The sequence below is a fragment of the Nostoc sp. genome, from assembly GCF_036916575.1.
Lineage (GTDB): Bacteria > Cyanobacteriota > Cyanobacteriia > Cyanobacteriales > Nostocaceae > Nostoc.
In genome coordinates, this window is sequence record NZ_JBALGC010000004.1 from 338,411 (window position 1) to 363,976 (window position 25,566).

19 protein-coding genes and 2 pseudogenes are annotated in these 25,566 nt (G+C 42.9%); 13 read left to right on the forward strand and 8 right to left on the reverse strand.

Features of this window, described 5'->3' with window-relative positions:
- Window positions 1–31: 31 nt before the first annotated feature.
- From V7L29_RS02680 to V7L29_RS02690, 3 genes are all read left to right on the forward strand, one after another.
- Entirely contained in the window at window positions 32–820 is a 789-nt protein-coding gene (locus V7L29_RS02680) for a Nif3-like dinuclear metal center hexameric protein (RefSeq protein ID WP_334691311.1), read from the forward strand.
- Window positions 821–1,110: 290 nt separating this feature from the next.
- Entirely contained in the window at window positions 1,111–1,329 is a 219-nt protein-coding gene (locus V7L29_RS02685) for a hypothetical protein (RefSeq protein WP_334691310.1), read from the forward strand.
- Between the two features lie 774 nt (window positions 1,330–2,103).
- Window positions 2,104–2,415: a DUF6679 family protein gene (locus V7L29_RS02690; RefSeq protein ID WP_334691309.1), complete on the forward strand. Its 312-nt coding sequence runs from the start codon at window positions 2,104–2,106 to the stop codon at window positions 2,413–2,415.
- A 152-nt stretch (window positions 2,416–2,567) separates the two neighbouring features.
- On the opposite strand, the gene V7L29_RS02695 is transcribed toward V7L29_RS02690, so the two are convergent.
- Together V7L29_RS02695 and V7L29_RS02700 are read right to left on the reverse strand one after the other, a co-directional pair.
- Window positions 2,568–4,235, reverse strand: coding sequence for an MBL fold metallo-hydrolase (locus V7L29_RS02695; protein ID WP_334691308.1), 1,668 nt, complete (start codon window positions 4,233–4,235; stop codon window positions 2,568–2,570).
- Window positions 4,236–4,845: 610 nt separating this feature from the next.
- Window positions 4,846–5,317: pseudogene (locus tag V7L29_RS02700) on the reverse strand (HEAT repeat domain-containing protein); the annotation flags it as partial.
- A gap of 868 nt (window positions 5,318–6,185) precedes the next feature.
- Here V7L29_RS02700 and V7L29_RS02705 point away from each other — a divergent pair.
- The 3 genes from V7L29_RS02705 to V7L29_RS02715 all read left to right on the forward strand — a co-directional run bounded on the left by V7L29_RS02705 (window position 6,186) and on the right by V7L29_RS02715 (window position 10,272).
- Window positions 6,186–7,067: an Npun_R2479 family HD domain-containing metalloprotein gene (locus tag V7L29_RS02705; protein ID WP_334691307.1), complete on the forward strand. Its 882-nt coding sequence runs from the start codon at window positions 6,186–6,188 to the stop codon at window positions 7,065–7,067.
- Between the two features lie 666 nt (window positions 7,068–7,733).
- The gene (locus V7L29_RS02710; protein WP_334734442.1) at window positions 7,734–8,849 is read left to right on the forward strand and encodes an ABC transporter permease; all 1,116 of its coding nucleotides are present in this window, start codon (window positions 7,734–7,736) and stop codon (window positions 8,847–8,849) included.
- A gap of 880 nt (window positions 8,850–9,729) precedes the next feature.
- Complete coding sequence (locus V7L29_RS02715; protein WP_334691304.1) at window positions 9,730–10,272, forward strand: energy transducer TonB; 543 nt, start codon at window positions 9,730–9,732, stop codon at window positions 10,270–10,272.
- Window positions 10,273–10,348: 76 nt separating this feature from the next.
- Here V7L29_RS02715 and V7L29_RS02720 read toward each other — a convergent pair.
- Window positions 10,349–10,480: pseudogene (locus V7L29_RS02720) on the reverse strand (ABC transporter permease); the annotation flags it as partial.
- 254 nt (window positions 10,481–10,734) lie between these two features.
- Here V7L29_RS02720 and V7L29_RS02725 point away from each other — a divergent pair.
- The gene (locus tag V7L29_RS02725; RefSeq protein WP_334734443.1) at window positions 10,735–11,340 is read left to right on the forward strand and encodes a hypothetical protein; all 606 of its coding nucleotides are present in this window, start codon (window positions 10,735–10,737) and stop codon (window positions 11,338–11,340) included.
- A 16-nt stretch (window positions 11,341–11,356) separates the two neighbouring features.
- Here the strand turns inward: V7L29_RS02725 and V7L29_RS02730 are convergent, their stop codons facing one another.
- Both V7L29_RS02730 and V7L29_RS02735 read right to left on the reverse strand, forming a co-directional pair.
- On the reverse strand, window positions 11,357–12,382 hold the full coding sequence (locus V7L29_RS02730; RefSeq protein ID WP_334691303.1) for an ABC transporter permease: 1,026 nt from the start codon (window positions 12,380–12,382) through the stop codon (window positions 11,357–11,359).
- A gap of 64 nt (window positions 12,383–12,446) precedes the next feature.
- Window positions 12,447–14,099, reverse strand: coding sequence for an ABC transporter substrate-binding protein (locus tag V7L29_RS02735; RefSeq protein WP_334691302.1), 1,653 nt, complete (start codon window positions 14,097–14,099; stop codon window positions 12,447–12,449).
- A 429-nt stretch (window positions 14,100–14,528) separates the two neighbouring features.
- Here V7L29_RS02735 and V7L29_RS02740 point away from each other — a divergent pair, with 429 nt between their 5' ends.
- From V7L29_RS02740 to V7L29_RS02760, 5 genes are all read left to right on the forward strand, one after another.
- A complete protein-coding gene (locus V7L29_RS02740; protein WP_334691301.1) occupies window positions 14,529–14,855 on the forward strand; it encodes a hypothetical protein in 327 nt (108 codons plus the stop codon).
- Between the two features lie 439 nt (window positions 14,856–15,294).
- Window positions 15,295–16,824 carry a photosystem II chlorophyll-binding protein CP47 gene (gene psbB, locus V7L29_RS02745; protein WP_334691300.1) on the forward strand — a complete coding sequence of 510 codons (1,530 nt, stop codon included), beginning with the start codon at window positions 15,295–15,297 and terminating at the stop codon, window positions 16,822–16,824.
- 178 nt (window positions 16,825–17,002) lie between these two features.
- A complete protein-coding gene (locus tag V7L29_RS02750) occupies window positions 17,003–17,110 on the forward strand; it encodes a photosystem II reaction center protein T (RefSeq protein ID WP_084227385.1) in 108 nt (35 codons plus the stop codon).
- A gap of 295 nt (window positions 17,111–17,405) precedes the next feature.
- Window positions 17,406–18,443, forward strand: coding sequence for a 30S ribosomal protein S1 (locus V7L29_RS02755; RefSeq protein WP_334691299.1), 1,038 nt, complete (start codon window positions 17,406–17,408; stop codon window positions 18,441–18,443).
- Between the two features lie 183 nt (window positions 18,444–18,626).
- The gene (locus V7L29_RS02760; protein WP_334691298.1) at window positions 18,627–19,361 is read left to right on the forward strand and encodes an HAD family hydrolase; all 735 of its coding nucleotides are present in this window, start codon (window positions 18,627–18,629) and stop codon (window positions 19,359–19,361) included.
- A 517-nt stretch (window positions 19,362–19,878) separates the two neighbouring features.
- Here V7L29_RS02760 and V7L29_RS02765 read toward each other — a convergent pair.
- Window positions 19,879–20,073, reverse strand: coding sequence for a hypothetical protein (locus tag V7L29_RS02765; protein WP_334734444.1), 195 nt, complete (start codon window positions 20,071–20,073; stop codon window positions 19,879–19,881).
- A 20-nt stretch (window positions 20,074–20,093) separates the two neighbouring features.
- Window positions 20,094–21,110 (reverse strand): sulfate/molybdate ABC transporter ATP-binding protein, encoded by a 1,017-nt coding sequence (locus tag V7L29_RS02770; RefSeq protein ID WP_334691296.1) that lies wholly within the window; start codon window positions 21,108–21,110, stop codon window positions 20,094–20,096.
- A gap of 855 nt (window positions 21,111–21,965) precedes the next feature.
- Between V7L29_RS02770 and chlP the strand changes: the two genes are divergently transcribed.
- On the forward strand, window positions 21,966–23,186 hold the full coding sequence (chlP, locus tag V7L29_RS02775; protein ID WP_334691295.1) for a geranylgeranyl reductase: 1,221 nt from the start codon (window positions 21,966–21,968) through the stop codon (window positions 23,184–23,186).
- Between the two features lie 203 nt (window positions 23,187–23,389).
- Here chlP and V7L29_RS02780 read toward each other — a convergent pair whose 3' ends face one another.
- Window positions 23,390–25,402 (reverse strand): S9 family peptidase, encoded by a 2,013-nt coding sequence (locus V7L29_RS02780; protein WP_334734445.1) that lies wholly within the window; start codon window positions 25,400–25,402, stop codon window positions 23,390–23,392.
- Between the last annotated feature and the right edge of the window lie 164 nt (window positions 25,403–25,566).

Below are 25,566 nucleotides of genomic sequence, written 5' to 3' on the forward strand. Positions count from 1 at the left end.
TAACAATTAAAAATTGCTGAAGAAAATAATTATGAAAATTGCTGATTTAATTACTTGGTTTGAAGCATGGGCAAATCCTGCTTGGTGTGAAAGCTGGGATAATTGTGGCTGGCAGATTGAACCAGGAGTATTGCAGGAAAAAGCACGGGTTCTGGTGTGTTTGACACCGACTTTGGCAGTAATGCAAGAAGCGATCGCTCTAAATGCTAATCTGATTTTTGCCCATCATCCTTTAATTTTTACTCCTCCCAAATCTTTACGCACTGGTGAAGCGATCGCAGAAATGGTACGGTTAGCCTTTACCCACAATATTGGTATTTATACTGCTCACACCAATTTTGACCAAGTGCAGGATGGTACTGCTGACGTTTTAGCTCAGATTTTAGAACTCAAAGAAGTTACTCCCATAATACCTACACAAGCAGGATTAGGATATGGTCGTGTTGGTTTGCTAGAGCCATTTCTGACATTACAGGAATTACTCGCAGCAATTCAAACCCGACTTGCTTCCCCTAATTTGATTTTTTCCCCAACTGCTGATTTACAGCAAACAATTTCACGAGTTGCTGTTTTGGGTGGTTCAGGGGCCAGTTTCATTTCAGCCGTCGCCAAAACTGGTGCGACAGCTTATCTGACTTCTGATTGTAAATTTCATCAGTTTCAAGAAAGCCGCGATTGCAGTCTAATTTTAATCGATGCCGGACATTATGCTACTGAACGTCCGGCTTGCGATCGCTTGGTGCAAAAATTCCAGTATTTAAACTTAGACTGGGTGCAATTAAGTCAAAAGGATGAAGATTTTCGCCAGTTTTTTACTTAATTGCTTATGTTTCACTATATTTTTTGGATACTTGCATAAAAGTTTCTTTATGTTTTAATATTGTTAAATCATATGCACTATCAGTAACACGTGTAAAAAAATACAATTAATTCTTACCGTAGATGAATAGTTAGACGCACCTAAAGGTCATATTGTGACTCATTATTGTGATGCAAATCACTAATTTGGTGTAATGATAATCACCTAATATTAATGTTCCATATCAATTAGTAGCAGAGGAAAATGTTCCACACTTGAGGTAACAAATTGTTTACTCTGCCCTAATCAAGATGATTCGCACACTCATTGCATCTGCCTTCCAAACTGGATATCTTAGTGTTGAATCTGAGGGTTTACTCCATCAAGTGCTGACCACTAAGTGCTGGAAGGAAGAGGATTTGTCAGCCCTGGCAACCCTATATGATGCAGTTCGCGCAGGTCAAATTAAACGAGAAGCGTCCTCGTCGAACCTGCTTATGGAATTTCCCTTACCCTATAAATCTTGCTGATACTCCCACAAAAAAAGCAGAGTAGCACAGGAGAATTTTCTCAAGGTCTTTCCCCTCTGCCCCCATCTTTTTTGCCTCTGGAGTCTCTTGTCCCTATTTTGTTGCCTTTTTTTTACAGGACTTTACACTAGGTTTCGTATTTCCGTCATTGCGAACGTCTCTTGGGCGCTAGCGCGAACACTACACTGCGTTTCGTACCCTACGGTAAGGCTAACGCCAACGCGATGATCAATCATCGCTGCGTAAGTCTTGTCTTAGTCACGAGTAGGCAAAAACCTTAAAAACTCAAAACTCTTTGGGTCTTGTTGTTGAAAATCATCAAGGTCGGCAAGAGAATGAGTTAAGATCAGATACACATGGGTAAAAGTAAAGCCAAGTCCCCGGACTTCCCAGTAATGCCAATGAGTAAAAGTAGGCAAGTTAAACAACCGCAATCAACGTTTGTTTTGGAGTATTCTTTATTACATAATGGGAGGAAGGACTCACCAGCAAATATGAACCTGGTTAGGACAGATCCCGAATTGTTCGACTTTTATGAAGCAGACATTCCCTAGAATGACCCGGAGGGAGATTGAGTTCATTAGGTAGAGCAACCATCGATTGATGATCCAACATTTCCTGATATTATGACAAATATAAGCAAATTTTGGGATTGGGTCATGAAGCGTACTTGTTCTCAACCGTGAAATTCACCTCTTAAAGGTGTAATGTAATGGGGTAGAACCCAGATTTTGACAGGTTTAACTACGTTGTTTAAAAAGGCAGAAACAGTACATGCTACACCGCAAGATTTATCAACTGTGTTGCGATGGGCGCGAGGTATGTGTTTTCTTGCGGGACCAGCAACGCTGGATTGAACGCGCCCGCATCATCGACATAGAGGGAGATTTAGTGACCCTACGTTATGAAACAGAAGAAGAGGACGAAGTTTGTTCTTGGGAAGAAATGGTTCGCCTTGAGAGCATTGGTGCTGTAACGCAAAAATTGGCTTCAGTACCACGCGGCAATGTTGAACCTTTGATGACTGAAGATTGTCCCGAAGTTGAGCGCATCCGCAACCGATCTACTGACTCGAATCCAGAATAATTAGTCATTAGTCATTAGTCATTAGTCAAAAATGACAAAGCGCCAAGTCTGAGCGCCGATTTCCGGCGATTGCTCCGCCAACGCCTGCTGTAGGATGCCCAAAGGGCTGTAGGGCGAACAGAACTTTGTAATAGAGGACAAACAGCTAATGACTATTGACTATCATTCAAACGTTCAAAGGCAGGACAGTAACCTTCTAAAGTTACCTTGAAGTTAAACAACGGGGAAGCTGGATTCCAACACCGCTGCCCCCTTTGATGTCGGCAAGTACCGCAACAGTCTACATCTGTCCATGTATAGCGATCGCTATTTTGATTGAGCAGTTCTCGTTGAGACAATCCCCTTAATACTAGTTCTTCTCCTTGCCAACGAGCTTCGATTAAACCAGTATCGGCAAATTGCCGCCAACGCGGATCAGCAGTAATCACATCGGGTAGGGTGATTGTGATTACTGTTCCCAACTCTGTCAGTTCACCTTCGTAGTTAGTTTCTGGTGCTGCCGGTTGTAAAAATGTATCGCCGATAAGCAGTTCTACTAAAGTGCCAGCCGCCGGAGAATGTACATGGTAGCGGTTTTGCAACTCCTCTAAGCTAGTCAGGTCTGCCAAGTAGGCAGGAGAACCGTGGACAAAAATGACATGCTGGGGTCGCAAATTATGAATTAGCTGCGTAGTACCAGGGCCATCACTATGTTGAGCTAGGAGATAGGTTTCGACAGTGGTAGGTGCTAAATATTCTTTGTTAACTTTTATATCAATTTTTTCTGGTACAAGGATTAGCCAAGGACCTGTATCTAGTTGGCAGTGCTTACCTAAATCATCTGTAGAGTCGGTAAGGACAATACAAGGTGACTTGCCCACAGTGGGACGATGTTCTGGTTGTAAACGACGCACGCGAGGACGCACCCGTTCATCCCAAAACAAGGGTTGATGGCGGGCGAAGTTCTGCACGGATGGGGGAAGATGGGGTAGCAGTTCTAGGTACGCATCACACCCAGTGGCGACAGCACCATCTACCCAGATATCTAAATCTCGTCCGGTGAAGTGGTGATGAGACCGTAAGAGCATTAATAGTTCTTGACCCAATCCTAAAGCCGGGGTGGGAAGGATTACAGAACAATGGTCAGCGATCGCCCGATTAATTCGCTCTGCTAGTTGATTTTCTTGGTTGCGGCGATGGGGATGACGGGATGTGCCATAACTGCCTTCAATGATCAGCACATCCAAGTCTAATCCTCGCAATTCCTCTAAACGCAAACCTTCTACCAATCGGGAGTTTGACAGGAAAAAGTCCCCTGTATACAGTAGCTTGTAAATACGCTGCTGGGTGGTGTAGGTAAGCAGAATTGCCACTGCCCCTGGTAGATGCCCCGCAGGAAATAATTCTGCCACCAGACCCTCTCGGAATTCCACAGGCGATCGCAATGGCAAGGCATGACAAAATTGGGAAATTTCCTCTCTTTCTTGATCTAGCCAATTGAGCGGCAGTAACTTGCTAGTCACCTCACTGCCATAAATAGGTAACTTTGGAAAAGCTTCATGCAGTGCCAGTAAGCCTCTAGCGTGGTCTGGGTGGGCGTGACTAATCAAAACTAAATCTGCTGGTAGGGGCGAGCTTGCTCCACGTACCGACTTACTAAGCCCCTTCCCCAGCGATGAAATATCCTCCAAACCACAGTCTAACAGGATGCGGTGTGGGCCCATTTTCACCAATAAACACACGCCCTCATCGTCATGCTGGACACTATAGGGTAAACATTCTAATTCACTACCCCCTTCTCCAGCATCTACGCGAGAGGATGCCGACAGATTATCCCTCATGCTCTCCTCCCCTCAAACCTGATCATCATGGACATATCCCAAAAGCCAAAAGTTACACAAATTTTGGTTTTGTGACTTAGGGGTAAGTTTTATCGTGCGCCCCTACACCCTGAGAATACGGATTTTTGATTGGGGAGGACGCCTCCACCGAACCTGCACCGATTCGGAAAGGTAAGCTAACAAGAAGCCATCAAACTAAGAGCTAAAGGATGCCTCTTGTTTTTTTTCCCTTTACAAGTTCTGAGCGTTCTTAGCCAACTCACTCTACGGGAAGTTGCCCAAGTGTCTCCAGATTTATCTCAATGTGCAGAGCCATTGCCGTGATAATTATCTGAATCATAGAATCCATTTTTCGTGCCAAAAAATAAGCACGAAAGCGTAAATATAACTGTTAATCCAGCTAGAATCAGCTTTACATCCATTTGTTTGCTGCCCTTTACTAAAAGACTTTCCTATATTAATTTAGTGCTTCCGCAATCAAACGCAATCACTGGAAAATCTTTACTATGCTTACCTGGATTGGGCAATAGGTAAATTTACCGCAATCAGTCAGATTGTAAAACTTTTCGGTTCACGTGTCTATCCATCTATACGAACTACGAATTACAAATTATCTTGTCCGCAACAACTGCACAAAAGTATTACTCACCGTATTGTCTTTGGTGTCGGCGGCGTATTGAATCAATTCTCCCCGCAGTTCTTTAGCTGCATCTATCTCAAGTAAGGTTGTTAACAAGAAATAAACGCCACGAAATCGGGGGTCACCCATTCTATCAACTAATAGTCCTTCGGCGGCATCAGTTTCGCCGAGAAAGTTTTGCACCAAGAAGAAAGTCCATGATTTTATCGTGGCGGAAGTACCATTCTTTCTTGGCTTCGCCTTTTTCATCTTGCCACTGACGGCTGACTACCATTTTGTATTTCTCGTCTGACAAAGACATGGCAACTTGGTGAAATTCATCGGCGGGTAAGGCTTGTTTGTCTTCGAGTCACATTTGGTAGACAGCGGCTGAGAATTTTTTTAAGGGAAATTCTTGATTCCATTCTTTCAGGTATTCTGCCGCCATTAAATTGTATTGCTGTCACAAAAGCTGAGTCTGAGAACATTAAAATCATGTTGAGTCTCAACAAACACCTGAAAATAAACTGTTTTTGGAAAATATGTTTTATCCGCTACCGCACTATAGTAAATATATTTCACCAAAAAACAGTATATAATAAAACATTTTTACTAAAAGTAATTACTACTAAAGAATATCTAGAATCTTATGTATTTTATAACACTATAGTATCTTGTATCATCTAGCCACTCTAGGTCACACACTATATGTATTTAGATCACCGTCAACCAGTGCTTAGATATGAAAAACTAGTGAAGCTAATGTAGATTTATCCAAATTCAAATCCAAACTATTAATGAATTTTATTATACTTATAAAAGGTTTTTTATACGTAATAGATAATTCTTCTCAAGCTTTTGTGTTCTCAGGAAGCCATGCTATACCATGTAATCCAGGCACAGGTCACAAAAAGTCACTCATTCAAAAGTCAAAAGTTAAAAATTAGAACCCCATAACTCCATAACTAAAGTTAGGCGATGCACTGAGCGGCTTGCCCACTTCGGCGCCGTAAAGCCTGCGGCATAGAGTTTCTCTTCTCTACGAGAGGCTGCGCCAACGAGACGCTCTTGCGTTCGCTTAAGGCGCAGCCTCTCCAAGAGTTGGGAGCCTACGTGGACTTGTAACCAATTGCGTCTCGATTTTCTGCTAAATAGACTTTTGAATGAGTGACTTCGAGACGCAGTCTCGGTCAAGCTAGCGTTTACAGCTACATGTGAGTTACAAATGAGCAAACTCTATTGCCCTAAATTCCAGCAAGGGTGGCCCTGATTATGGAATTTTGAAATCAATCAAATCAATAAATAATTGGTATTTACCAGAGTAAGCAGATATGTTCAATGCCACTGAAATTTTAATTGATGCCTTTGTAAATGAAATTCGAGAAGGTTACCGTCGCACCTATGGCTGCTTTAAAAATGATTATCAGGACATTATTGCCTGGGCTGGTAACATGGCTTTGGAAAACATTGCCAATAGCGACGCCCTTTACCACAATGTTGAACACACTGTCCTTGTCACCTTGGTGGGGCAAGAAATCTTACGTGGCAAACACATCAGAGAAGGTGGTGTTTCCAGTGAAGACTGGTTGCATTGTATCATTTCCTTATTGAGTCATGATATTGGCTACGTTAAGGGAGTTTGCCGACAAGACCAAGAAGCAGCAAGCTTATATGCCACAGGTAAAAATGGCAAAATGATTTCTGTAGCTCCTGGCGCTTCCGATGCCAGTCTGACGCCGTATCATGTTGATAGAGCCAAGCTTTTTATTGATGAGCGTTTTGGAGGTCACAAGTTAATAGATGCTGAGGCAATTAAGAGTAATATTGAATTAACTCGATTTCCTGTGCCTGCGGCAGAAGATCATCAAGATACAAAGTGCTTTGCAGGATTAGTACGTGCTGCTGATTTGATTGGTCAACTAAGCGACCCGCGTTACCTGAAGAAAATTACTTCTTTATTTTACGAGTTTGAAGAAACTGGTGTAAATAAAGTTTTGGGCTATAAAACCCCTGCCGATTTACGTAATAACTACGCTAAGTTTTACTGGAATGGCGTCTATCCCTATATCCAAGAGGGACTGCATTACCTATCACTGACACAACAGGGAAAACAAATTCTTGCTAATCTCTACTCAAATGTGTTTGTTGTAGAACACGAAAAACAACAGGAAGAACAGCACCGATATTTAGAGAAGTTAAGAGTTGGGAGTTAGGAGCAAAGCCGGAGACGCTCCGCCTCCGGTTAGGAGTGGGGAGTTGAGAGTTAAGAATTCAGGACTTATGCAAATTTATGAAAAAACGTAGACGCAAAGCGGTGAAGCAGCGCGATCTTGGGGGTTTCCCCCATGAGCGACTGCTGAACCCGGAGGGCTTGCCGCAGTGAAAAGTGTATCGCGTCGTTTCCCGCCGTTAGCGCAGCGGTAGCGAGTCCGCGAGCGTCTTTGAACTTTTCAAGACAGGCTACTGCAAAGGACGCAAAAAAGAGACAGCGCGTTGCGGTGAGAAGTTAGAGCAAAGGCTTCTTCCGTTGACGTAGCCTGCCCTCGGCATCCAAACTTCGGAGGGTTCCAAGAGTTGTAGCGACTGCCGTCACAAAGGAATAAGAGTTTCAAAGAGTTATTACGTAAGTCCTAGTACCGCAGGGCGGAAGTCAAAAGGAGCCAGTGCGTTGGGCGGCTCTGCCGACTTGTTCGCGCAGCGTCTTTGACAGGAGAAGCAACTGGCGTTCAAAAGTCAAAAGTCAAAAGTATTATGGAATAAGCTCTTTAGGGATTTTAAATGGTTGCTCTATTTCCGCCGTGCCCTACTAGAATTATTAATTATCAGTTATGAATTAAGATAAAAGTTTAATAACTCATAACTTATAACTCCTAACTACTATGGATTGGTGGCGACGACTGAAGAAAAACCCTTTGGCACGATTTGGGGCAATTTTGCTGTTCATTTTTTACATAGCAGTAATTGCAGCTGATTTCGTCGCTCCTTATGACCCCTATGCTTCACAGGCCAATGGTTCACTCCTGCCACCAACTAAAATACACTGGGTTTCTCAATCAGGGCAGTTTATTGGTCCCCATGTTTATCCAACGACTCAGGGAGATACGAATTTAGATACAGGCGATCGCCAACTTATTATAGACTTCAAAAAGCCCTCACCCTTGCGTCTGTTTGTCTCTGGGCCAGAATACCAATTGTTGCAGATGAGTTTGCCACTACCCCCGAAGTGGGATGAAGTCACAATCTTTGCTGGTATTCCCCTAAATTGGCATTTATTTGGCACAACAACTGGGGCAAAATTCAACATCTTAGGCACTGATGATCAAGGCCGCGACCAATTTAGTCGCCTGCTGCATGGAGGCCGCATCAGTATGTTTATCGGGATTTTTGGCATTATCATTACCTATCCCCTTGGTTTGCTCATCGGTGGAATTTCTGGCTATTTCGGCGGTGTGACTGATAGCGTGATTATGCGCTTGGCAGAAGTGCTAATGACTTTCCCTAGTATTTATCTTTTGGTAACATTGGGCGCAGTCTTACCACCAGGTTTAAGCAGTACCCAGCGCTTTTTGCTGATTGTGGTGATTACTTCGGTTATTAGCTGGGCTGGTTTAGCACGGGTTATTCGAGGACAGGTACTATCAATTAAAGAGCGAGAATTTGTGCAAGCGGCACGCGCAATGGGCGGTAACTCACTTTATATCATCCTCCGCCACGTTTTGCCGCAAACGGCTAGTTATATAGTTATTTCTGCGACTCTTGCAATTCCCAGCTTTATTGGCGCAGAAGCGATACTGAGTCTCATCGGCTTGGGAATTCAACAACCAGACCCCTCTTGGGGCAATATGCTTTCTCTGGCTAGCAATGCTTCAATTTTGGTACTACAACCTTGGTTAATCTGGCCGCCAGCTGTGCTGATTATTCTCACAGTATTGGCATTCAACTTACTTGGTGATGGCTTAAGAGATGCACTCGACCCTCGTAGTTTAAGAAGATAAGCTCTCAAAATAGCAAATGCGATCGCCGATATAGCAAATGCTGTCGCCGAAATAACAAATGCGTATGCCGAAATAACAAATGCGTATGCCGAAATAGCAAATGCGTACGCCGAAATAACAAATGCGTATGCCGAAATAGCAAATGCGTATGCCGAAATAGCAAATGCGTACGTCAAAATAACAAATGCGTATGCCGAAATAGCAAATGCGTATGCCGAAATAGCAAATGCGTAGGCGTAGTCAGCTGTAAGTATCGCTCAAATAACAATGGCAGTCTTAGTACAATACGCTTGGGTTAAGAAGAATAGCTTTGTTGGGTTGAGCATAAGCGTTACCAGACATTGCCTTGATAATGTTGGGTTACCCTTCGGAAAGCCGCCTACATGGCTGTCTACGTTCCTCAAACGCCACTTGCTTGGTTGTCGGCACGCAAGAGCGCAGTGGCTCCCCAACCTACGCCAGTTCATTCGTGAGAGGTTAAGGTTGGATACCATTTGTCAATAGGCAAGAGTACTCAAAATATGGCTGAAAAGTGGGGTTGGAAACACTATTTTTGAGCAGGCGATGCCTACGCCTACGCATAATCTAGGGCGTTTCATTCATTTTTTACCTATAAGTTCAGTACAAGAGTTAACTTAATACCTCTGCTTTTTCCAAATTTTCAGCATAATTTCTAATTGACAAAAATAATATTATCTTAACCTCTCACCGATGACGCCAGTTTTAGTTTTTAGCCTTAATACCAAGCATATTGGTTTGAGCGAACGATAGGCAGTGCTCACTCTACTTGAATTGCTCGGAGTTTGCGAAGATAGGTTTGTAAAACTAGGTACAATATCACTTAACTAGCAACTTGCTAAATAGTTAGGTAGCATAGATTATGAGCTTTTATAATATTGCTGTCAGCGTTTTTTTGGCTTACAGTCCGATTGGTTCGCTAGCGTTGCACAATACTGTACTATTACCAGGGCTAGGTAATTTTTTTCAAGTGCCTTCTGAAAAATCTCAACTGATAGAACCAACAAAAAAGCTTGAGCAAATTAAACAACTGAAACTAGATGAAACTAATTCTCCACAGTTTCAGACTATAGAACCTGATAGTCAAAAATTAACACAGTGTTTGAGAAGGCTAAGAGATTCTAGAGCACGTCAGAGCAGCGGTGTTAGTGGTAGTACAGTCCCGGAAATAGCTGTAGATTTTGATGCTCAAGGCAATGTCACCAATGTCCGCCTTATTCGCTCCAGTGGTAACCGTGACTTGGATGAAGACACTTTGAGACAAGCGCGTAACTTGAAATTAAAACCCGCATCTGATGGCAGACAAGGAGTATTAGTTGATACTAAATATGCTATAGCGGGTTCGTGTCATGACCTTCAATTACAAGAAGGTAGGCGTAGACGTAGTAGTCAAACAGAAAACTGAACTAGGCGAAATTGGGACAAGTAGGGGAAATCAAATTGGGCGAATCCACTCATCATCAGATGTTTTAATAACGAATTCACGGATCTACATAAGCATTTAAAATATCAATCAAAATGCTGACACTCACAATGATCGCACCAAAAAATACTAGCACTTCCTGGACTGTGGGATAATCGCGATCGCTAATGGCTTGATATAGTCGATTTGACTTAAGTGCTAGAAGCGACTAAAAAGCCTGAGCAAGTTAAACAACTAAAATCAGCTGAAACAAATTCTCCGCAATCTCAGAGTATAAAATCTCCCACTAAAAGATTGATTCAGTGTTTGAGAGGCTCAGAGATTCTCAAACAAGCCAAAGTAGCAGTGCTAAAATCACCTTAATTTGTTACTAATGCTTTGAATCAAGCTTTTGTGCATTGAGTGTGTATTCTCCAACCAGAAACTAAATGGAGTAGTAGTTCTATGGCCTACAGCGAGTTTAGTTTAGCTAAAGCAAAACAAGAATTTAGTTTAACCATATTAGAAAAGCGCGATATTTTTGCTGCTGTTCCTGAATTAGCAGCGAGTAATTTACTTGCAGAAACACTCAATTATAATCTGGCGATCGCTTTAGGTAGTAATAGTGAAAAAGCGCGTTCTGAGTTAATTATTGCGCCAATTTTAGTTGATTTACGCCGACAATTGCGCGAGCAAGTTAGTTTATTTTCTGGGGTAGATTTCACTGTCGATAATGCCAAAGGCTTAAATGGCACTTGCGATTTTATTATTACCAAATCTCCAGAAATTCTGATTTTGACAGCACCAGTAATTACAGTTGTAGAAGCTAAAAAAGAAAATATTAATGCGGGTTTGGGTCAGTGTGCAGCCCAAATGGTAGCAGCCCAAATTTTTAATCAGCAAGCTGCAACTGAAATTAAAACAATTTACGGCGCAGTCACAACGGGCAGTATTTGGCAATTCCTGAAACTAGAAGAACAAATATTGAGCATTGATTTAAGCGAATATTATCTCAAAGATGTGAATAAAATTCTTGGTATTTTAGCCAGTGGTATTTCTCAAGAAAATTAACAAAATGCCAAACAGCTTAATACCGAATTCGCGGATCTACATAAGCATTTAAAATATCAATCAAAATGCTGGCGCTGACAACGATCGCACCAAAAAATACCATGATTCCCTGTACAGTTGGATAATCGCGCTCGGTAATTGCTTGATACAGTCTATTTGCTAAACCAGGCCAAGAAAATGTTACCTCAGTCAAAATTGCGCCGCCTAACAAAGAAGCAAACGTCAATCCTAAGACTGTAATTACAGGTATTAAAGCATTTTTTAAAGCATGGGAGACTAAAATCTTATTTTCAGGAATACCTCTGGCTCTGGCTGCTTCTACATAATCTGCTCGCATGATTTGCTTTAAATTTACTCGCACAATCCGCTCAAAAATACCACTTAGTAAAAGTCCTAATGTGCAAGTAGGAAGAATCAGATAGTATAAAGCAGTAAAAAATTGTGTGAAATTGCCATGTAATAGACTATCTATGGTATATATTCCAGTTAAATTTTGTGGTGCTGGAATTGTTGCAGGAAAGCGCGTTCCTAAGGGTAACCAATCAAGCTGAACGGCAAAAATTAATTGCAAAATCATTCCCGCCCAAAACATGGGAAGTGAGTATGTGATAATACCAAACAAACGTCCTCCCGCATCCAGAGGTGTGCCAGGACGAGAAGCAGAAATTGTACCTACGGCAATGCCTACGATGAGAGCGATCGCAATACTATATATTGCTAACTCTGCTGTTGCTGGGAAGTGTTGCCAAATGATCTCCCAAACCTTTTGTCCCCGACTGCTTAGGGAATTTCCCATATCAAAGCGCAGCAAGTTTCCTACATAGTTGAGGTATTGTAGCCCAATAGGAAGATTTAAACCTAATTGTTTTCGTAATTCTACCTTGGCACTTTCTGGCGCACGTCCACCAAGAATTGCATCAGCCGGATCTCCTGGTGTTGCGCGTAATAGGAGAAACACAATTGTGATGATAGTCAACAATTGAAGTGGAGCTAATAGCAATCGGGTAGTAATGTAATATGTTATGGCTTTGGAACGAGACATAATTAGTTAGGAGACAGGAGGACAAGAAAGACAAGGGGAATAACTACTGATAAATGACAAATGACTACATTTTAATTGTTTTATATACTAAATTCTGAGTGGGATCTAGTTGGACACCGCTCATACCTCTTTGGGCAAAAACAAAGTCTTTGCTTTGCCATAAGGGAACATAAGGTACGTCATTTACTAACAGGTCTTGAATTTCTGCAAAGATTTTATTACGAACTTCATGATTTTGCTCTTGCCGCTCCTGGTCAATCAATTTATTCATGCGATCACTATAGTAAAACGACCCCTGAGACTGACTTCCACCGTCTTTACATCCCTTCTCTATTGACCCTTTATCGCAAGAAACAAATGGTTGAATGTAATTGTCTGCGTCTAAAAAATCAGGATACCAATCAAGCAAAATTGCTGGATATAATCCTTTGGGAATTTGTTGAAAGAATGTTGTAGAATCTACAGCAATAACTTCAAATTGCAGGATTCCATCCATTGTTTTATTGGCAAGTGCTTTGATAACTATCGCTGCCAAACTCCGAGTAGGAGAACTAGAGGGATACCAAATTTCTACTTTTGCTGGATTAGTTTTTGAGAAACCGGCTGAGGTGAGCAATTGTTTTGCTTTTTCTGTGTTGCCATTGCCATATTCTTTTTGAAATACAGGCTTGTAAACATCTAAAGTTGTCGGGATCATACTGTAAGCTGGATCTGCTTGACCATACCAAACTCGCTCTTTGATTTGTAAACGGTCAATCATTGCTGCGATCGCTTGTCTAACAGCTGGGTTATCTAAAGGCTGTTGATTCCTGTTGATAGCCATATAACTCATCACACTACCCTGATTCGGAATTGCCTGCCAATTACCTTTTCTTGCTTTTTCTTCCAAGCTGCGAATTTGATCGGGATCCATAGATAAATAAGCTACATCCACAGCTTTTTTACGAAAGGCATTATACAAATTCACTCCACTGCTGAGAATTTGTACGTTAATACCGCCATTTGTTGGCTTTTCTCCCCAATAATTATCAAAAACATCAAATTGCACCGAAGCCGGGCCTAAATTTGCTAATTTATAAGGCCCAGTTCCTACAAAAATATTCGGCTTAAATTTCCCTTCACCAATTTCGTATGCTTTAGGTGAAACTGCACACACCCCAGAAAATGCTAACAGTGAAGGGAATGCTGCAAAGGGCTTTTTCAAATTGATTGTTAACTCATTTTCACCTGTAGCTTTTACCGATTGCACTATATCAGCTAGTAAAAAAGAGGGTTTTCCTTTATTTTGAATAAAGCGTTGGATGCTAAACGCCATTGCTTGGGCATTAAAGGGAGTCCCATCGTGATAAACTACTCCCTGACGTAGGGGGATGGTATAAGTCAAGCCATCTTGACTGACTTTGGGTAATACTGTAGCTAGCTGGGGCTTAATTTGTGTACTTCCTGGTTCATAGGTGTAAAGGCGATCGCTCATATTAAACACCAAACCCAAGGATGCTAACTCATAAGCATCAGCCGGATCGAGGGTTCTTGGCTTTGCTGTTGTACCTATAGTAATACGACTATCACCTGTAGGGCTATTTACAGAACCGAATGGTGGGGTAGAAGGCTGTGGACGAAAAGCACAACTAACAACTAATAATAAACATAGACAGAATATAGATAGAAATTGTGTAATCTGACCCCACCGTCTCACAAACAAGAAAAACCAGGTCATACAGTTAAATTTTATGTAATGAGTGGTCAGTAATTATACTATATCTTTGCTAGTCTTAATAGCATTTTTTACAATTAATGATTAATTTTCCCACTTTTGATACAGGCTTTTGCTCCAATTCCTTGTCGTGTATTTCTAATGCCCAGTCATATAGTTATCTAATTGCGTTGCTATTATCGTAAGTTATAATAAATTTTATTCTCTGCTTATGTCTGTTTAATATTCGGCATAGCCGGATAATGATCATCTTTATAAAATGAATTTTTTGTACTGAGTCAAGTGATGTAAATAATGATTTTTGCTATTAAAACGTGGGCAAGAAATTAAATAGCCTTAATTTAAAATTTCATTAGTTATACATTATTAACAAATGAGATATGTACGATATGGTAGATAGCAAATAGAAAGACCAAAAGTGAGACTAACACCGTGAAGTATTTCTTTCTATCTGAGGGATGGACAGTTGCTAGAGTCTGGGCGTCTGATGGACTCTGGCAAATAACCGCATGGCGACGCCAACCAGATATTCAGCGAATGAATATTTGTTTAGTGGAACAAAACGAATTGCTATGGCTTTATCGAGTTGAAGAAGCCGTTTTAACCGTGGAAGTGAAGCCAACAACACCAGTAATTGCCAGTAAGACCATAGGTCAAGTAGTACTCAAGCGTTTGATGAGTGCTGAACAGGTAATTGAACGCCTGGGTACAGCCCAGACGAAGTGTCAACTGCAAAATATTCAGTTGGTAGTTCAGTAGGAAGTGGGGCAAACAGGGCATTGGGTTTAATAGTCTCCCTTGTCCCCTTGTCCCCTTCTCCTTCTTATCTCCCCACTCTTCTCGTAAAGAAAAGATAAGCAAATTTAATCTGTGACGGTGATTGGTAGCGAAAAAACTTGGATATGCTACGCGATCGCATCAATTTACACGCTTGCAAACAATTCCATCAATAGTTACACTTTTTAAAACATTCTCATTTTTGCTTGGCGATGGCTACCCTACAAGGTAAACCTCCCGAAGCGAGTAAGCATTGCCTCATCTCCCACGCTGTCTGACTTATAAGACTAAGTTGTGGTAAGACCTGGCTCTGGCAATAACAAAAAACAACAGAGAGTTTTCTGAGTGGCAATTTTCGTCTCTCAGAATCTCAGTAAGAAAATTGCTTTGTAAACTAACTCATCGAGGAGGAGCGTAGTCGATGGGACTACCCTGGTACCGAGTACATACAGTCGTTCTGAATGATCCAGGGCGACTAATTTCTGTACACCTGATGCACACAGCCTTAGTAGCAGGCTGGGCTGGTTCGATGGCACTCTACGAACTGGCTATTTTTGACCCTAGCGATCCAGTTCTTAACCCAATGTGGCGTCAAGGGATGTTCGTCCTACCCTTCATGTCACGTTTAGGTGTCACCCAATCTTGGGGTGGTTGGAATGTTACTGGTGGCCCAGCAACTGATCCTGGCTTCTGGTCATTTGAAGGCGTTGCTGCCGCTCACATTGTTCTTTCCGGTCTTTTGTTCCTAGCCGCCGTTTGGCACTGGGTTTACTGGGATTTGGAACTCTTTAGAGATCCCCGCACTGGTGAACCTGCCCTAGACTTGCCAAAGATGTTTGGTATTCACCTGTTCTTATCTGGTCTACTTTGTTTTGGGTTTGGTGCTTTTCACGTCACCGGGCTATTTGGCCCAGGGATTTGGGTTTCTGACCCCTACGGAATAACAGGGGCTGCCCAGGGAGTAGCACCGGAATGGGGCCCAGATGGTTTTAACCCATATAACCCTGGTGGCATTGCGGCTCACCACATTGCCGCTGGTGTTGTTGGTATTATTGCAGGCTTATTCCACCTCACAGTAAGACCCCCCGAACGGCTCTACAAAGCCCTACGGATGGGTAACATTGAAACAGTACTTTCTAGCAGTATTGCAGCAGTCTTCTTTGCTGCTTTTGTTGTTGCTGGTACTATGTGGTATGGTAACGCCGCCACTCCCATCGAATTGTTTGGCCCTACCCGCTATCAATGGGATCAGAACTACTTCCGTCAAGAAATTCAGCGCCGCGTCCAAACAAACGTTGCCCAAGGTGCAACCCTTGAGCAGGCTTGGTCGCAGATTCCCGAAAAACTGGCTTTCTATGATTACGTTGGCAATAGTCCCGCTAAAGGCGGTCTATTCCGTACAGGGCCGATGGTTAAGGGTGATGGCATTGCCCAGTCTTGGCAAGGTCACGCCGTATTCAAAGATTCTGAAGGACGGGAATTGACCGTGCGTCGTCTCCCCAACTTCTTTGAAACCTTCCCAGTGGTCTTGACCGACGCAGATGGAATTGTCCGTGCTGACATTCCCTTCCGTCGGGCAGAATCTAAGTATAGCTTCGAGCAATCTGGTGTCACCGTTAGTTTCTACGGTGGCAATCTCAATGGTCAGACCTTTACAGAGCCAGCTGATGTGAAGAAGTATGCCCGTAAAGCTCAAGGCGGTGAAATCTTTGAATTTGACCGGGAAACCTTGAACTCTGATGGTGTATTCCGCACCAGTCCTAGAGGTTGGTTTACCTTTGGACATGCCGTATTTGCTCTGCTGTTCTTCTTTGGTCACCTCTGGCATGGCGCTCGGACAATCTACCGAGACGTATTTGCTGGTGTTGATGCGGATCTAGAAGAGCAAGTTGAGTGGGGTCTGTTCCAAAAAGTGGGTGACAAGTCAACCCGCCGGAAGGAAGCCCTTTAAGGGATGGGGGACTAGGGACTGGTGACTGGGGACTAGGTAGGCAATATTCTTCATTCTTCCCAATACCCAATCCCTAATCCCCATTACCCTTATCCCCAGAGGGGGCCCCACCATCTCCAATCCCTAATACCCAATCCCTAATCCCTCATTACTAGCTGGATAGGCAGGAAATCATAATATGGAAAGCGTTGCGTACATCTTGATTTTTACTCTGTGTATAGGTACTCTCTTCTTTGCGATCGCATTTCGCGAACCTCCGCGCTTTGAGAAACCAAAAGATAAGTAGAGCCTATTACCAGACCTTTAAGTGGATTTAATGTTAATATCCGTTGCTACCATGCTTAGTAGCAACGGATATTATTGTATTTGTCCTTTGTTGGTTCTAACTACTAAGTAAATTACCAATCATTTTTTAAATTGTGATATAATTTCCAATCTTGGGAGTAGATATGTGTTAATACTAGCTTTTCTGCGCTAGGATGAGAAAGGATGTTAAGTGTAGGCTGCCATAAAAGCGCTTGCATAAAACATCGTGCTTGTCGAACAATTTTTACGGAGACTAGAACCGGGAACAAATCAGCATGGTCAATCAGAATTTAACCGCTACAGAAATTGGATTCACTCACGAAGATTTCGCTGCTCTACTTGACAAATACGACTATCATTTTAGCCCTGGTGATGTTGTACCAGGAACAGTTTTCAGTATAGAGCCGCGCGGCGCTCTGATTGACATTGGTGCTAAAACCGCAGCATATATACCTATACAAGAAATGTCTATTAACCGGGTAGATAGCCCGGAAGAAGTCTTACAGTCAAACGAAACGCGGGAATTTTTCATCCTTACCGATGAAAACGAAGATGGTCAATTAACCCTTTCCATTCGCCGTATTGAATATATGCGGGCTTGGGAGCGCGTGCGACAGTTGCAAGCAGAAGATGCTACTGTCCGTTCTGGCGTGTTTGCAACCAATCGCGGCGGAGCATTAGTACGGATTGAGGGATTACGTGGCTTTATCCCAGGTTCCCACATCAGTACCCGCAAACCTAAAGAAGAATTGGTAGGCGAAGAACTGCCATTGAAATTCCTAGAGGTGGACGAAGAACGTAATCGCTTAGTTCTATCTCACCGTCGGGCGCTAGTTGAGCGCAAGATGAACCGCCTAGAAGTGGGCGAAGTAGTAATTGGTACAGTTCGTGGGATCAAGCCATACGGTGCTTTCATCGACATCGGTGGTGTCAGTGGTCTACTACACATTTCTGAGATTTCCCATGAACATATTGATACACCTCATAGCGTGTTCAATGTCAATGATGAAGTAAAAGTTATGATCATTGACTTGGATGCAGAAAGGGGTCGGATTTCCCTATCTACCAAGCAGCTAGAACCCGAACCTGGCGACATGATTAAAAACCGGGATTTGGTTTACGATAAGGCCGAAGAAATGGCTGCTAAGTATCGTGAACAGCTGTTAGCCAAGCAACAAGGTGCTAGTGCTACGCCTGCGGCATCTGTGGAAGTTGTAGCAGAGGAAGAAATTCCACCAGCAGCAGAACTTGAAGAAGAAATTCCAGCAGCAACGGAAATTGAAGAAGAAATTCCAGCAGCTATTGAAGAGTAATACATTTATAGTTTTACTTGTCTTTAAGTAAGAGTATCAAATCATTCTAAAAAGAGGTAAAAACCCTCTTTTTTTATGCTGGGAATTGCTAAAAGTGCAGAGTTGGGAGTAGTGAAGAGTTAAAAGTTAGGAGTTAGGAATAATAACTCTTAACTCCTAACTAAATAAGTGGGGTGAAATATTGTGGCAACCATTAAGTGTAGAAACATAAGTTTTGATAATATCCAGGCAATTTTATTTGACAAAAACGGTACTCTAGAAGATTCAGAAATGTATCTGCGATCGCTGGCACAAAAGGCAGCAAGATTAATAGATGCTCAAATCCCTGGAACTGGGGAACCCCTATTAATGGCATTTGGTGTCAATGGCAATCTTCTAGATCCCGCAGGTTTAATATCAGTAGCAAGCCGCCGCGAAACAGAAGTTGCGGCTGCGGCATATATTGCCGAGACAGGAAGAGGATGGTTTGAGTCGTTAAAAATAGCCCGCCAAGCTTTGGATGAAGCGGAGAAATACATTGGACAAACTCCTTCACCACTGTTTGTGGGTAGCTTAGAAGTTTTGAAATCTCTGTGCGAAGATGGACTAAAACTCGGTATCCTCTCAGCTGCGACAACTGAAGAAGTACGTAAGTTTGTAGCTAATCACCAATTAAGTGATTATATCCAGTTGGAAATGGGAGTAGATGAGGGGCCGAATAAACCAGATCCAGTGCTATTTTTGCAAGCTTGCCAAGCTTTGGGAGTCGAACCAGGCGCTACATTGATGGTGGGTGATTCAGTTGGTGATATGCAAATGGCGCATGATGCTAAAGCCGCAGGTTGTATTGGTATCACTTGGGTAAGTAAGTCAGATAATGTCCGAGGTGCGGATGTGGTGATTAATCAACTTGATGAAATCCAAATTTTAGAGGATTAATTTATAGTAGTTTTCAATTGCGTGAAGTACAGCAATTCGCAGGGTAGCATAGCTGTGCTACCCTGCTAGAGCAAAATATTTTGCACTTATTCAGGACTTACGCAGCGATGATTGGTCATTGCGTTGGCGTCAGCCTTCCTGTAGGGTAGGAAACGCAGTGTAGTGTTCGCGCTAGGGCCCAAGGGACGCTTTGCTCGCAATGACGGAAATACATTACCTTTGCGTAAGTATTAATATCATACTATTTGTGGTATGTCAAGTTAAAGATGCTAGGATATTAATTGCTCGTCTGATGACAGATATAGCGGTGTGATGTAAAAAGTCGAATGTTAGAAGATTAAATAAATCCTCACAACAAATGACAATCTCTTCGCCAATTTCTGGAAAGCCCCACAGACTAGAAGTCTAGTGCTACACAAACCAAGCCCACCTACCCTGCAAGAACGCCAAGGGCGAACGTGGGCTGAAATCCTTATAAGCTGCGGAGGCAGACGATTATTTGTATAGCCCCACTCTCCTAGAGTGAGGGCATTTTGGCGAAGTATTGAAATGATTGAAAAGCCAGCACATCAGCCTCAGCATGATACTGTCCTGAAGGTCGCGTATATCGTTGTGCAACTATCTCATCAGCATCTAGGATTACACAGCCTACTGGTGGATTAGACAAACATTCTGGCAAGGCTTTTCTGCTGCGAGCTAAAGCAGTAAGCATAAATACTTCCATACTGCCAACTAAATTGAATAAGATAGTGGGAAGGACTTCGCATCCTTTGGCTTCACATACACTCGCTGTTTGGCTTCTAACTCTAAGTCATTAAAGCGATCGCGTGTTAAATGCGCCGTCACTACTTGCCCGTCATCAAAAGTTAATTCTACCTGGATTTCCCAACCCAAATGTACTAATCGGCTGACTGTCGCAGGTGTAGTGGCACCGTTGGCAACCTTCTCCAAAATCACATCTTGGGGGCGCAAAAATACTTGTGGGTATGGCGTATCAAACCCGCTACTTTGAAAAATCTTCGAGGTGCTGGGTAACACATTCACCGGGCCAATGAAGCTCATGACAAATGCCGTGGCAGGATTATCGTAAATTTCTGCTGGTGTCCCTACCTGTTCCACACGCCCTTTATTCATGACCACAACTTCATCGGAGACTTCCATTGCTTCCTCTTGGTCGTGGGTAACGAAAACCGTGGTAACATGAACCTCATCATGGAGGTGGCGTAACCATGCCCGTAAGTCTTTGCGGACTTTAGCATCGAGTGCGCCGAAGGGTTCATCTAGCAGTAATACTTCAGGTTCTACTGCCAATGCCCTTGCTAATGCTACCCGTTGTCTTTGACCACCAGAAAGTTGTGATGGATAGCGATCGCCTAGTCCGCTCAATTGCACCAATTCCAGTAACTGTTCTACTCGCCCCTTAATCCTCTTTGGCTGTGCCTTGCGAATTTCTAAGCCAAAGGCAATATTCTGCCTGACAGTCAGATGTTTAAATAAAGCATAGTGCTGAAATACAAACCCAATATTCCGCTGTTGCACGCTTTGGTATGTAGCGTCCTTACCAGTAAGCAGGATTTTGCCGCTATCTGGCATTTCTAAACCTGAAATTAACCGTAGTAGCGTAGATTTACCTGATCCCGATGGCCCAAGCAACGCAACTAGCGAACCACTCTTAATTTCCAGGCTGACCTGATCAACTGCCTTGAAACTCCCGAATTGTTTAGAGACATTTTCAACTACTATGCCCACTGCTGCTATACCTCTGCAATTAAATCTACAGATCCTTGGTAGGATTACTGTGTCTTACATATACCATACATAATTATTTATAGATGAACAAGATTTAGCTACCGCAGCTACCGCAGTCGAGGAAGCTACAATCAGGAGCAAAGTGTAAGGAGTCTTGGGGTTGAAGAAATTCCTTAACCTGTTTCCCAAATCGCCAAGAATCATCCAAAGATCGCGGCTTGTTCTCAAGGAAGGAAAATGGTGAGAGGTTAGAGAAAAAGGGGAAGAACGCACTGTGTCAGGAGTCTATAATTTTATTGTCACTCTAGAGAAATAGTCTTCATTCGTAAAGCCAGTGCTAGGGTTGCAGACAGACTAATTGGTCATATAGATTTAGTAATGGGAAGGGATGCATAATTACGCTGGTTGGCTCTACTTTTCAGGACGCACTAATAGAGGCATCCTCCGCAAGTAGACTAATGAATCCGGACATTATCAACTTGCCGCCGCTGAATCGATAAGTAATATTATGTCCGAGTAATTAATTACGATAAAAAATTTTCAGAGTTATTATATTTGAATATCTCAGCGTCAATTTTATCGTAAGTGTTCAGGCGGACATGATCTAACGCAGATTTCCTACCTCAAGAACTTTTTGAGCCAGGTCAATTCAAAAGTATAATTAGTTTCAATTGAATCCCTGGTAATGATTAAGACAATTTTTCATTAACCCAATTCTCCATTCCTATCTCGCTTTTCGTATCGAAACATTAAGGAATATTGCATTTCAGTCGAAACCTGAAGGTAAAGCGCCAAATCAGCCAAAAGACCGTGATACTATGCTCTCGGTAAATGTGAAGATTGGGAGAAAGACCTTTGACACTACGGGTTGCTGTTATTGGGTCAGGCCCTGCTGGTTCATCTGCCGCAGAAACACTGGCAGCCTCTGGGATTGAAACCTACCTGTTTGAGCGGAAGCTAGACAATGCAAAGCCTTGTGGGGGCGCAATTCCCCTATGTATGGTGAGTGAATTTGACCTACCACCAGAGATTATCGATCGCCGGGTACGGAAGATGAAAATGATTTCGCCTTCCAATCGTGAGGTTGATATCAATCTGGTAAATGAAGAAGAATATATAGGAATGTGCCGCCGGGAAGTGTTAGATGGCTTTTTGCGCGATCGCGCGGCAAAAGTCGGCGCAAATTTAATTAATGCCACTGTTCATAAACTTGATATACCAGGAAACAATACTGACCCCTATACCATCCATTACGTTGATCACACAGATGGTATATCACAGGGTATTGCCAAAACTCTGAAAGTGGATTTAATTATTGGGGCGGATGGGGCTAATTCCCGCGTTGCTAAAGAAATGGACGCTGGGGATTACAATTATGCGATCGCTTTCCAAGAGCGAATTCGCTTACCCGAAGACAAAATGGCCTATTATAACGACCTTGCCGAAATGTATGTCGGTGATGACGTTTCTACCGATTTCTACGCTTGGGTTTTTCCCAAATATGACCACGTAGCTGTCGGTACTGGTACGATGCAGATCAATAAAGCTAGCATCAAACAGTTACAAGCTGGTATCCGCGCCCGGGCTTCCAAGAAGCTGGCAGGCGGTAAAATCATCAAAGTCGAAGCCCACCCCATTCCTGAACATCCCCGTCCCCGTCGTGTTGTTGGTCGCATCGCTTTGGTGGGTGATGCGGCTGGTTACGTTACCAAGTCGTCTGGTGAAGGTATTTATTTTGCCGCTAAATCTGGGCGGATGTGTGCTGAAACCATTGTAGAAGCATCTAACAGTGGTAGCCGTATTCCTACAGAAGATGACTTGAAGGTTTACCTGAAGCGTTGGGATAAAAAGTACGGACTCACTTACAAGGTGCTGGACATTCTGCAAAGCGTATTCTATCGTTCCGACGCCACCCGCGAGGCGTTTGTGGAAATGTGCGATGACCTCGATGTTCAGCGGTTAACATTCGATAGCTATCTGTATAAGACGGTTGTCCCAGCTAATCCGATCACCCAACTGAAAATTACTGCCAAAACCATTGCTAGCTTAATTCGGGGTAATGCCCTTGCACCTTAATTGAGTGGGACTTCCAACAAATAAATTACCCGATTTTGCCGGTTGGAAAGAATGTCAAGGTGAAATTGATGGGTAAACAAGTTTGTAGTAAGGACTTTAGTCCTAGATTTTTAAGCACTGAAGTGCTTACTACAAACTCATCATATTTAATGAGACATACCACTTGGTAATTTGTGAAGTTCGTAAAAAGTATTTATTTCTACTCACAATCCATGCTTGCTATACCAATTAAGATAGCGTTGTAAGCGATCGCGCTGGTAACTCGGCTTGCTAATATCGTGGGATTGCTCAGGATAAATAATCAATTGAGTATCAACCCCTAAACTTTTGAGTGCCTCATACATCTGCTCAGAGTTGTGCAACGGAACCTCAGCATCGCGATCGCCACCTAGAAATAGTGTTGGTGTCACAATTCGGTCGGCGTGCAGGAACGGAAAAGAAACTCGTAGCCAAGTATTCAGGTTTTTCCACGGCACACCCAGTTCCTGTTCGTAGTCATAAACATACTCGTCAGTACCGTATCCTGCCAAAATATTGGAAATGCTAGCTCCACTTACCGCAGCTTTGAAACGGGTATCTTGAGCGATAGTATAATTTGTTAACATACCACCGTAGCTCCATCCACCTATTCCCAACCGAGATGGATCGGCTATTCCTTGTGCTTCAACGTAATCAACAGCAGCAAGGACATCTTGAACATCTTTATTTCCCCAGTCAGCGTAAATAGCTTTCGAGAATGCTTCACCCCGTCCCGAACTACCCCGTGGATTAACTGCAACGACAACATAACCTTTTGCAGCAAACAGTTGCCAGTTAAACATAAACTCGTTTGTGTACTGCCCGACTGGGCCACCATGAAGCTGAAGGAGTGTTGGGTATTTCTTTCCTGGTTGAAAATTCGGTGGTTTGACTAAGAAACCGTGGATTTGGGTGCCATCTTTACTCTTGAAACTAATTTCTTCCGTCGTCCCTAATAGAAGTTGGACAAGCAATTCCTGGTTTTGGTGCGATATTGAATGCAGTTCAGTGCCTTTGAGGGTGAAAACCTCACTTGGCTCTTGCGGTATAGAGGATAACAAGGCAATTTTGTCGTCACCCCCTAAGTCAAAGGCGCTGATATTTCTTCGTCCAGCTAGCAATCGCTCTATCTTACCGCCTGCTACTGGTACTTTTGCTAGGTGAACATTGCCATCGTCTTCCAGTAAAAACACAATTGATTTGCCATCAGATGTAAAGTGGGGCTTAACAACATTGCGATTAAGATTTGCTGTTAACAGACGTGGAGTGCCTCCTTGCATTGGAATAACGGCAAGATGGTAAACGGCGTACTCAATTAGCTTTTGAGGGCCTCCTTGCAGGTAGGCTATTAACTTCCCATCTGGACTCCAAACAGGTCGGCTACCCCAGGAAGGATCGCAATCGGGGCCTTCATTAGTGGTTATTTGACGTACTTTTGCCCCTGGTTGGGCTTTGATTGTGTAGACATCCCAATTGTTATGCCGATCAAAATCAGCACCACGCTTGCTGACAAAAGCAATCTCCTTCCCATCTGGAGACCAGCTGGGCAAATACTCATTAAACTCACTTGGCGTCAGAATATCTGCTTTGTGGGTTGCTAAGTCAAACACGTAGAGGTGTTCACGACTTTTTCCGAGATATCCAACGCCGTCTTCCTGAAATTGAAACCGATCAATGACAATTGGCTGTGCGGTCTTTTGTTCGTTCTGAGTTTCTTGAGGTGGATCTTCGGCGATTACAGCTAGTCGTTTGCCATCGGGTGACCAAACGAAATCAGAAACGCCTCCTGGAAAATGTGAAATTTTTTCTGCTTCTCCACCGGCAAGGTTCAGCAGCCAAATTTGATTACCTTCACTCTCGGACTGACGACTGGAGAGAAAGATCAGGTACTTTCCATCAGGACTGAAACGAGGGGAACTTTTGCTATCTTTGCTGTTAGTTAATTTTAGGGTGCGGGAGCCATCCCACGAAGTCATATAAATATTGTTGTTGACAGAATCATTCTTGATATCGGTACTCTTGACCGTATAGACTATCCAGGCTCCATCTTGAGAAATTTGCGGTTCGCTGACTTGATGGAGAGCAGACAGATCGTCTAGGTTAATCAGCCGCTTGGACGTTGCTTGAACCTTGAGACTCGTACTGATCAAAGCAGCGATCGCACCACAAGCGAATACCAGTTGCCTAAACCTTTTCATTTTTCTTGTAAAAATTAGCACGGACGCTAATCTTACATCTGTTGGTCACTTTGGTGGGTGTTACTTGCAACTTTATTTTACAAACAGCCTCCTCTAACTTGTCACGCTTCGGGAGAGGCATAGATTTAGGTATGCTGTATTCTTAACTTCAGTGATAAATTGCT

Excerpts from the sequence above, each read along its gene's own strand:
- V7L29_RS02680 (WP_334691311.1), top strand. The coding sequence starts at position 32 with ATGAAAATTGCTGATTTAATTACTTGGTTTGAAGCATGGGCAAATCCT.
- V7L29_RS02685 (WP_334691310.1), top strand. The coding sequence starts at position 1,111 with ATGATTCGCACACTCATTGCATCTGCCTTCCAAACTGGATATCTTAGT.
- V7L29_RS02690 (WP_334691309.1), top strand. The coding sequence starts at position 2,104 with ATGCTACACCGCAAGATTTATCAACTGTGTTGCGATGGGCGCGAGGTA.
- V7L29_RS02695 (WP_334691308.1), bottom strand. The coding sequence starts at position 4,235 with ATGAGGGATAATCTGTCGGCATCCTCTCGCGTAGATGCTGGAGAAGGG.
- V7L29_RS02705 (WP_334691307.1), top strand. The coding sequence starts at position 6,186 with ATGTTCAATGCCACTGAAATTTTAATTGATGCCTTTGTAAATGAAATT.
- V7L29_RS02710 (WP_334734442.1), top strand. The coding sequence starts at position 7,734 with ATGGATTGGTGGCGACGACTGAAGAAAAACCCTTTGGCACGATTTGGG.
- V7L29_RS02715 (WP_334691304.1), top strand. The coding sequence starts at position 9,730 with ATGAGCTTTTATAATATTGCTGTCAGCGTTTTTTTGGCTTACAGTCCG.
- V7L29_RS02725 (WP_334734443.1), top strand. The coding sequence starts at position 10,735 with ATGGCCTACAGCGAGTTTAGTTTAGCTAAAGCAAAACAAGAATTTAGT.
- V7L29_RS02730 (WP_334691303.1), bottom strand. The coding sequence starts at position 12,382 with ATGTCTCGTTCCAAAGCCATAACATATTACATTACTACCCGATTGCTA.
- V7L29_RS02735 (WP_334691302.1), bottom strand. The coding sequence starts at position 14,099 with ATGACCTGGTTTTTCTTGTTTGTGAGACGGTGGGGTCAGATTACACAA.
- psbB (WP_334691300.1), top strand. The coding sequence starts at position 15,295 with ATGGGACTACCCTGGTACCGAGTACATACAGTCGTTCTGAATGATCCA.
- V7L29_RS02750 (WP_084227385.1), top strand. The coding sequence starts at position 17,003 with ATGGAAAGCGTTGCGTACATCTTGATTTTTACTCTGTGTATAGGTACT.
- V7L29_RS02755 (WP_334691299.1), top strand. The coding sequence starts at position 17,406 with ATGGTCAATCAGAATTTAACCGCTACAGAAATTGGATTCACTCACGAA.
- V7L29_RS02765 (WP_334734444.1), bottom strand. The coding sequence starts at position 20,073 with ATGCTTACTGCTTTAGCTCGCAGCAGAAAAGCCTTGCCAGAATGTTTG.
- V7L29_RS02780 (WP_334734445.1), bottom strand. The coding sequence starts at position 25,402 with ATGAAAAGGTTTAGGCAACTGGTATTCGCTTGTGGTGCGATCGCTGCT.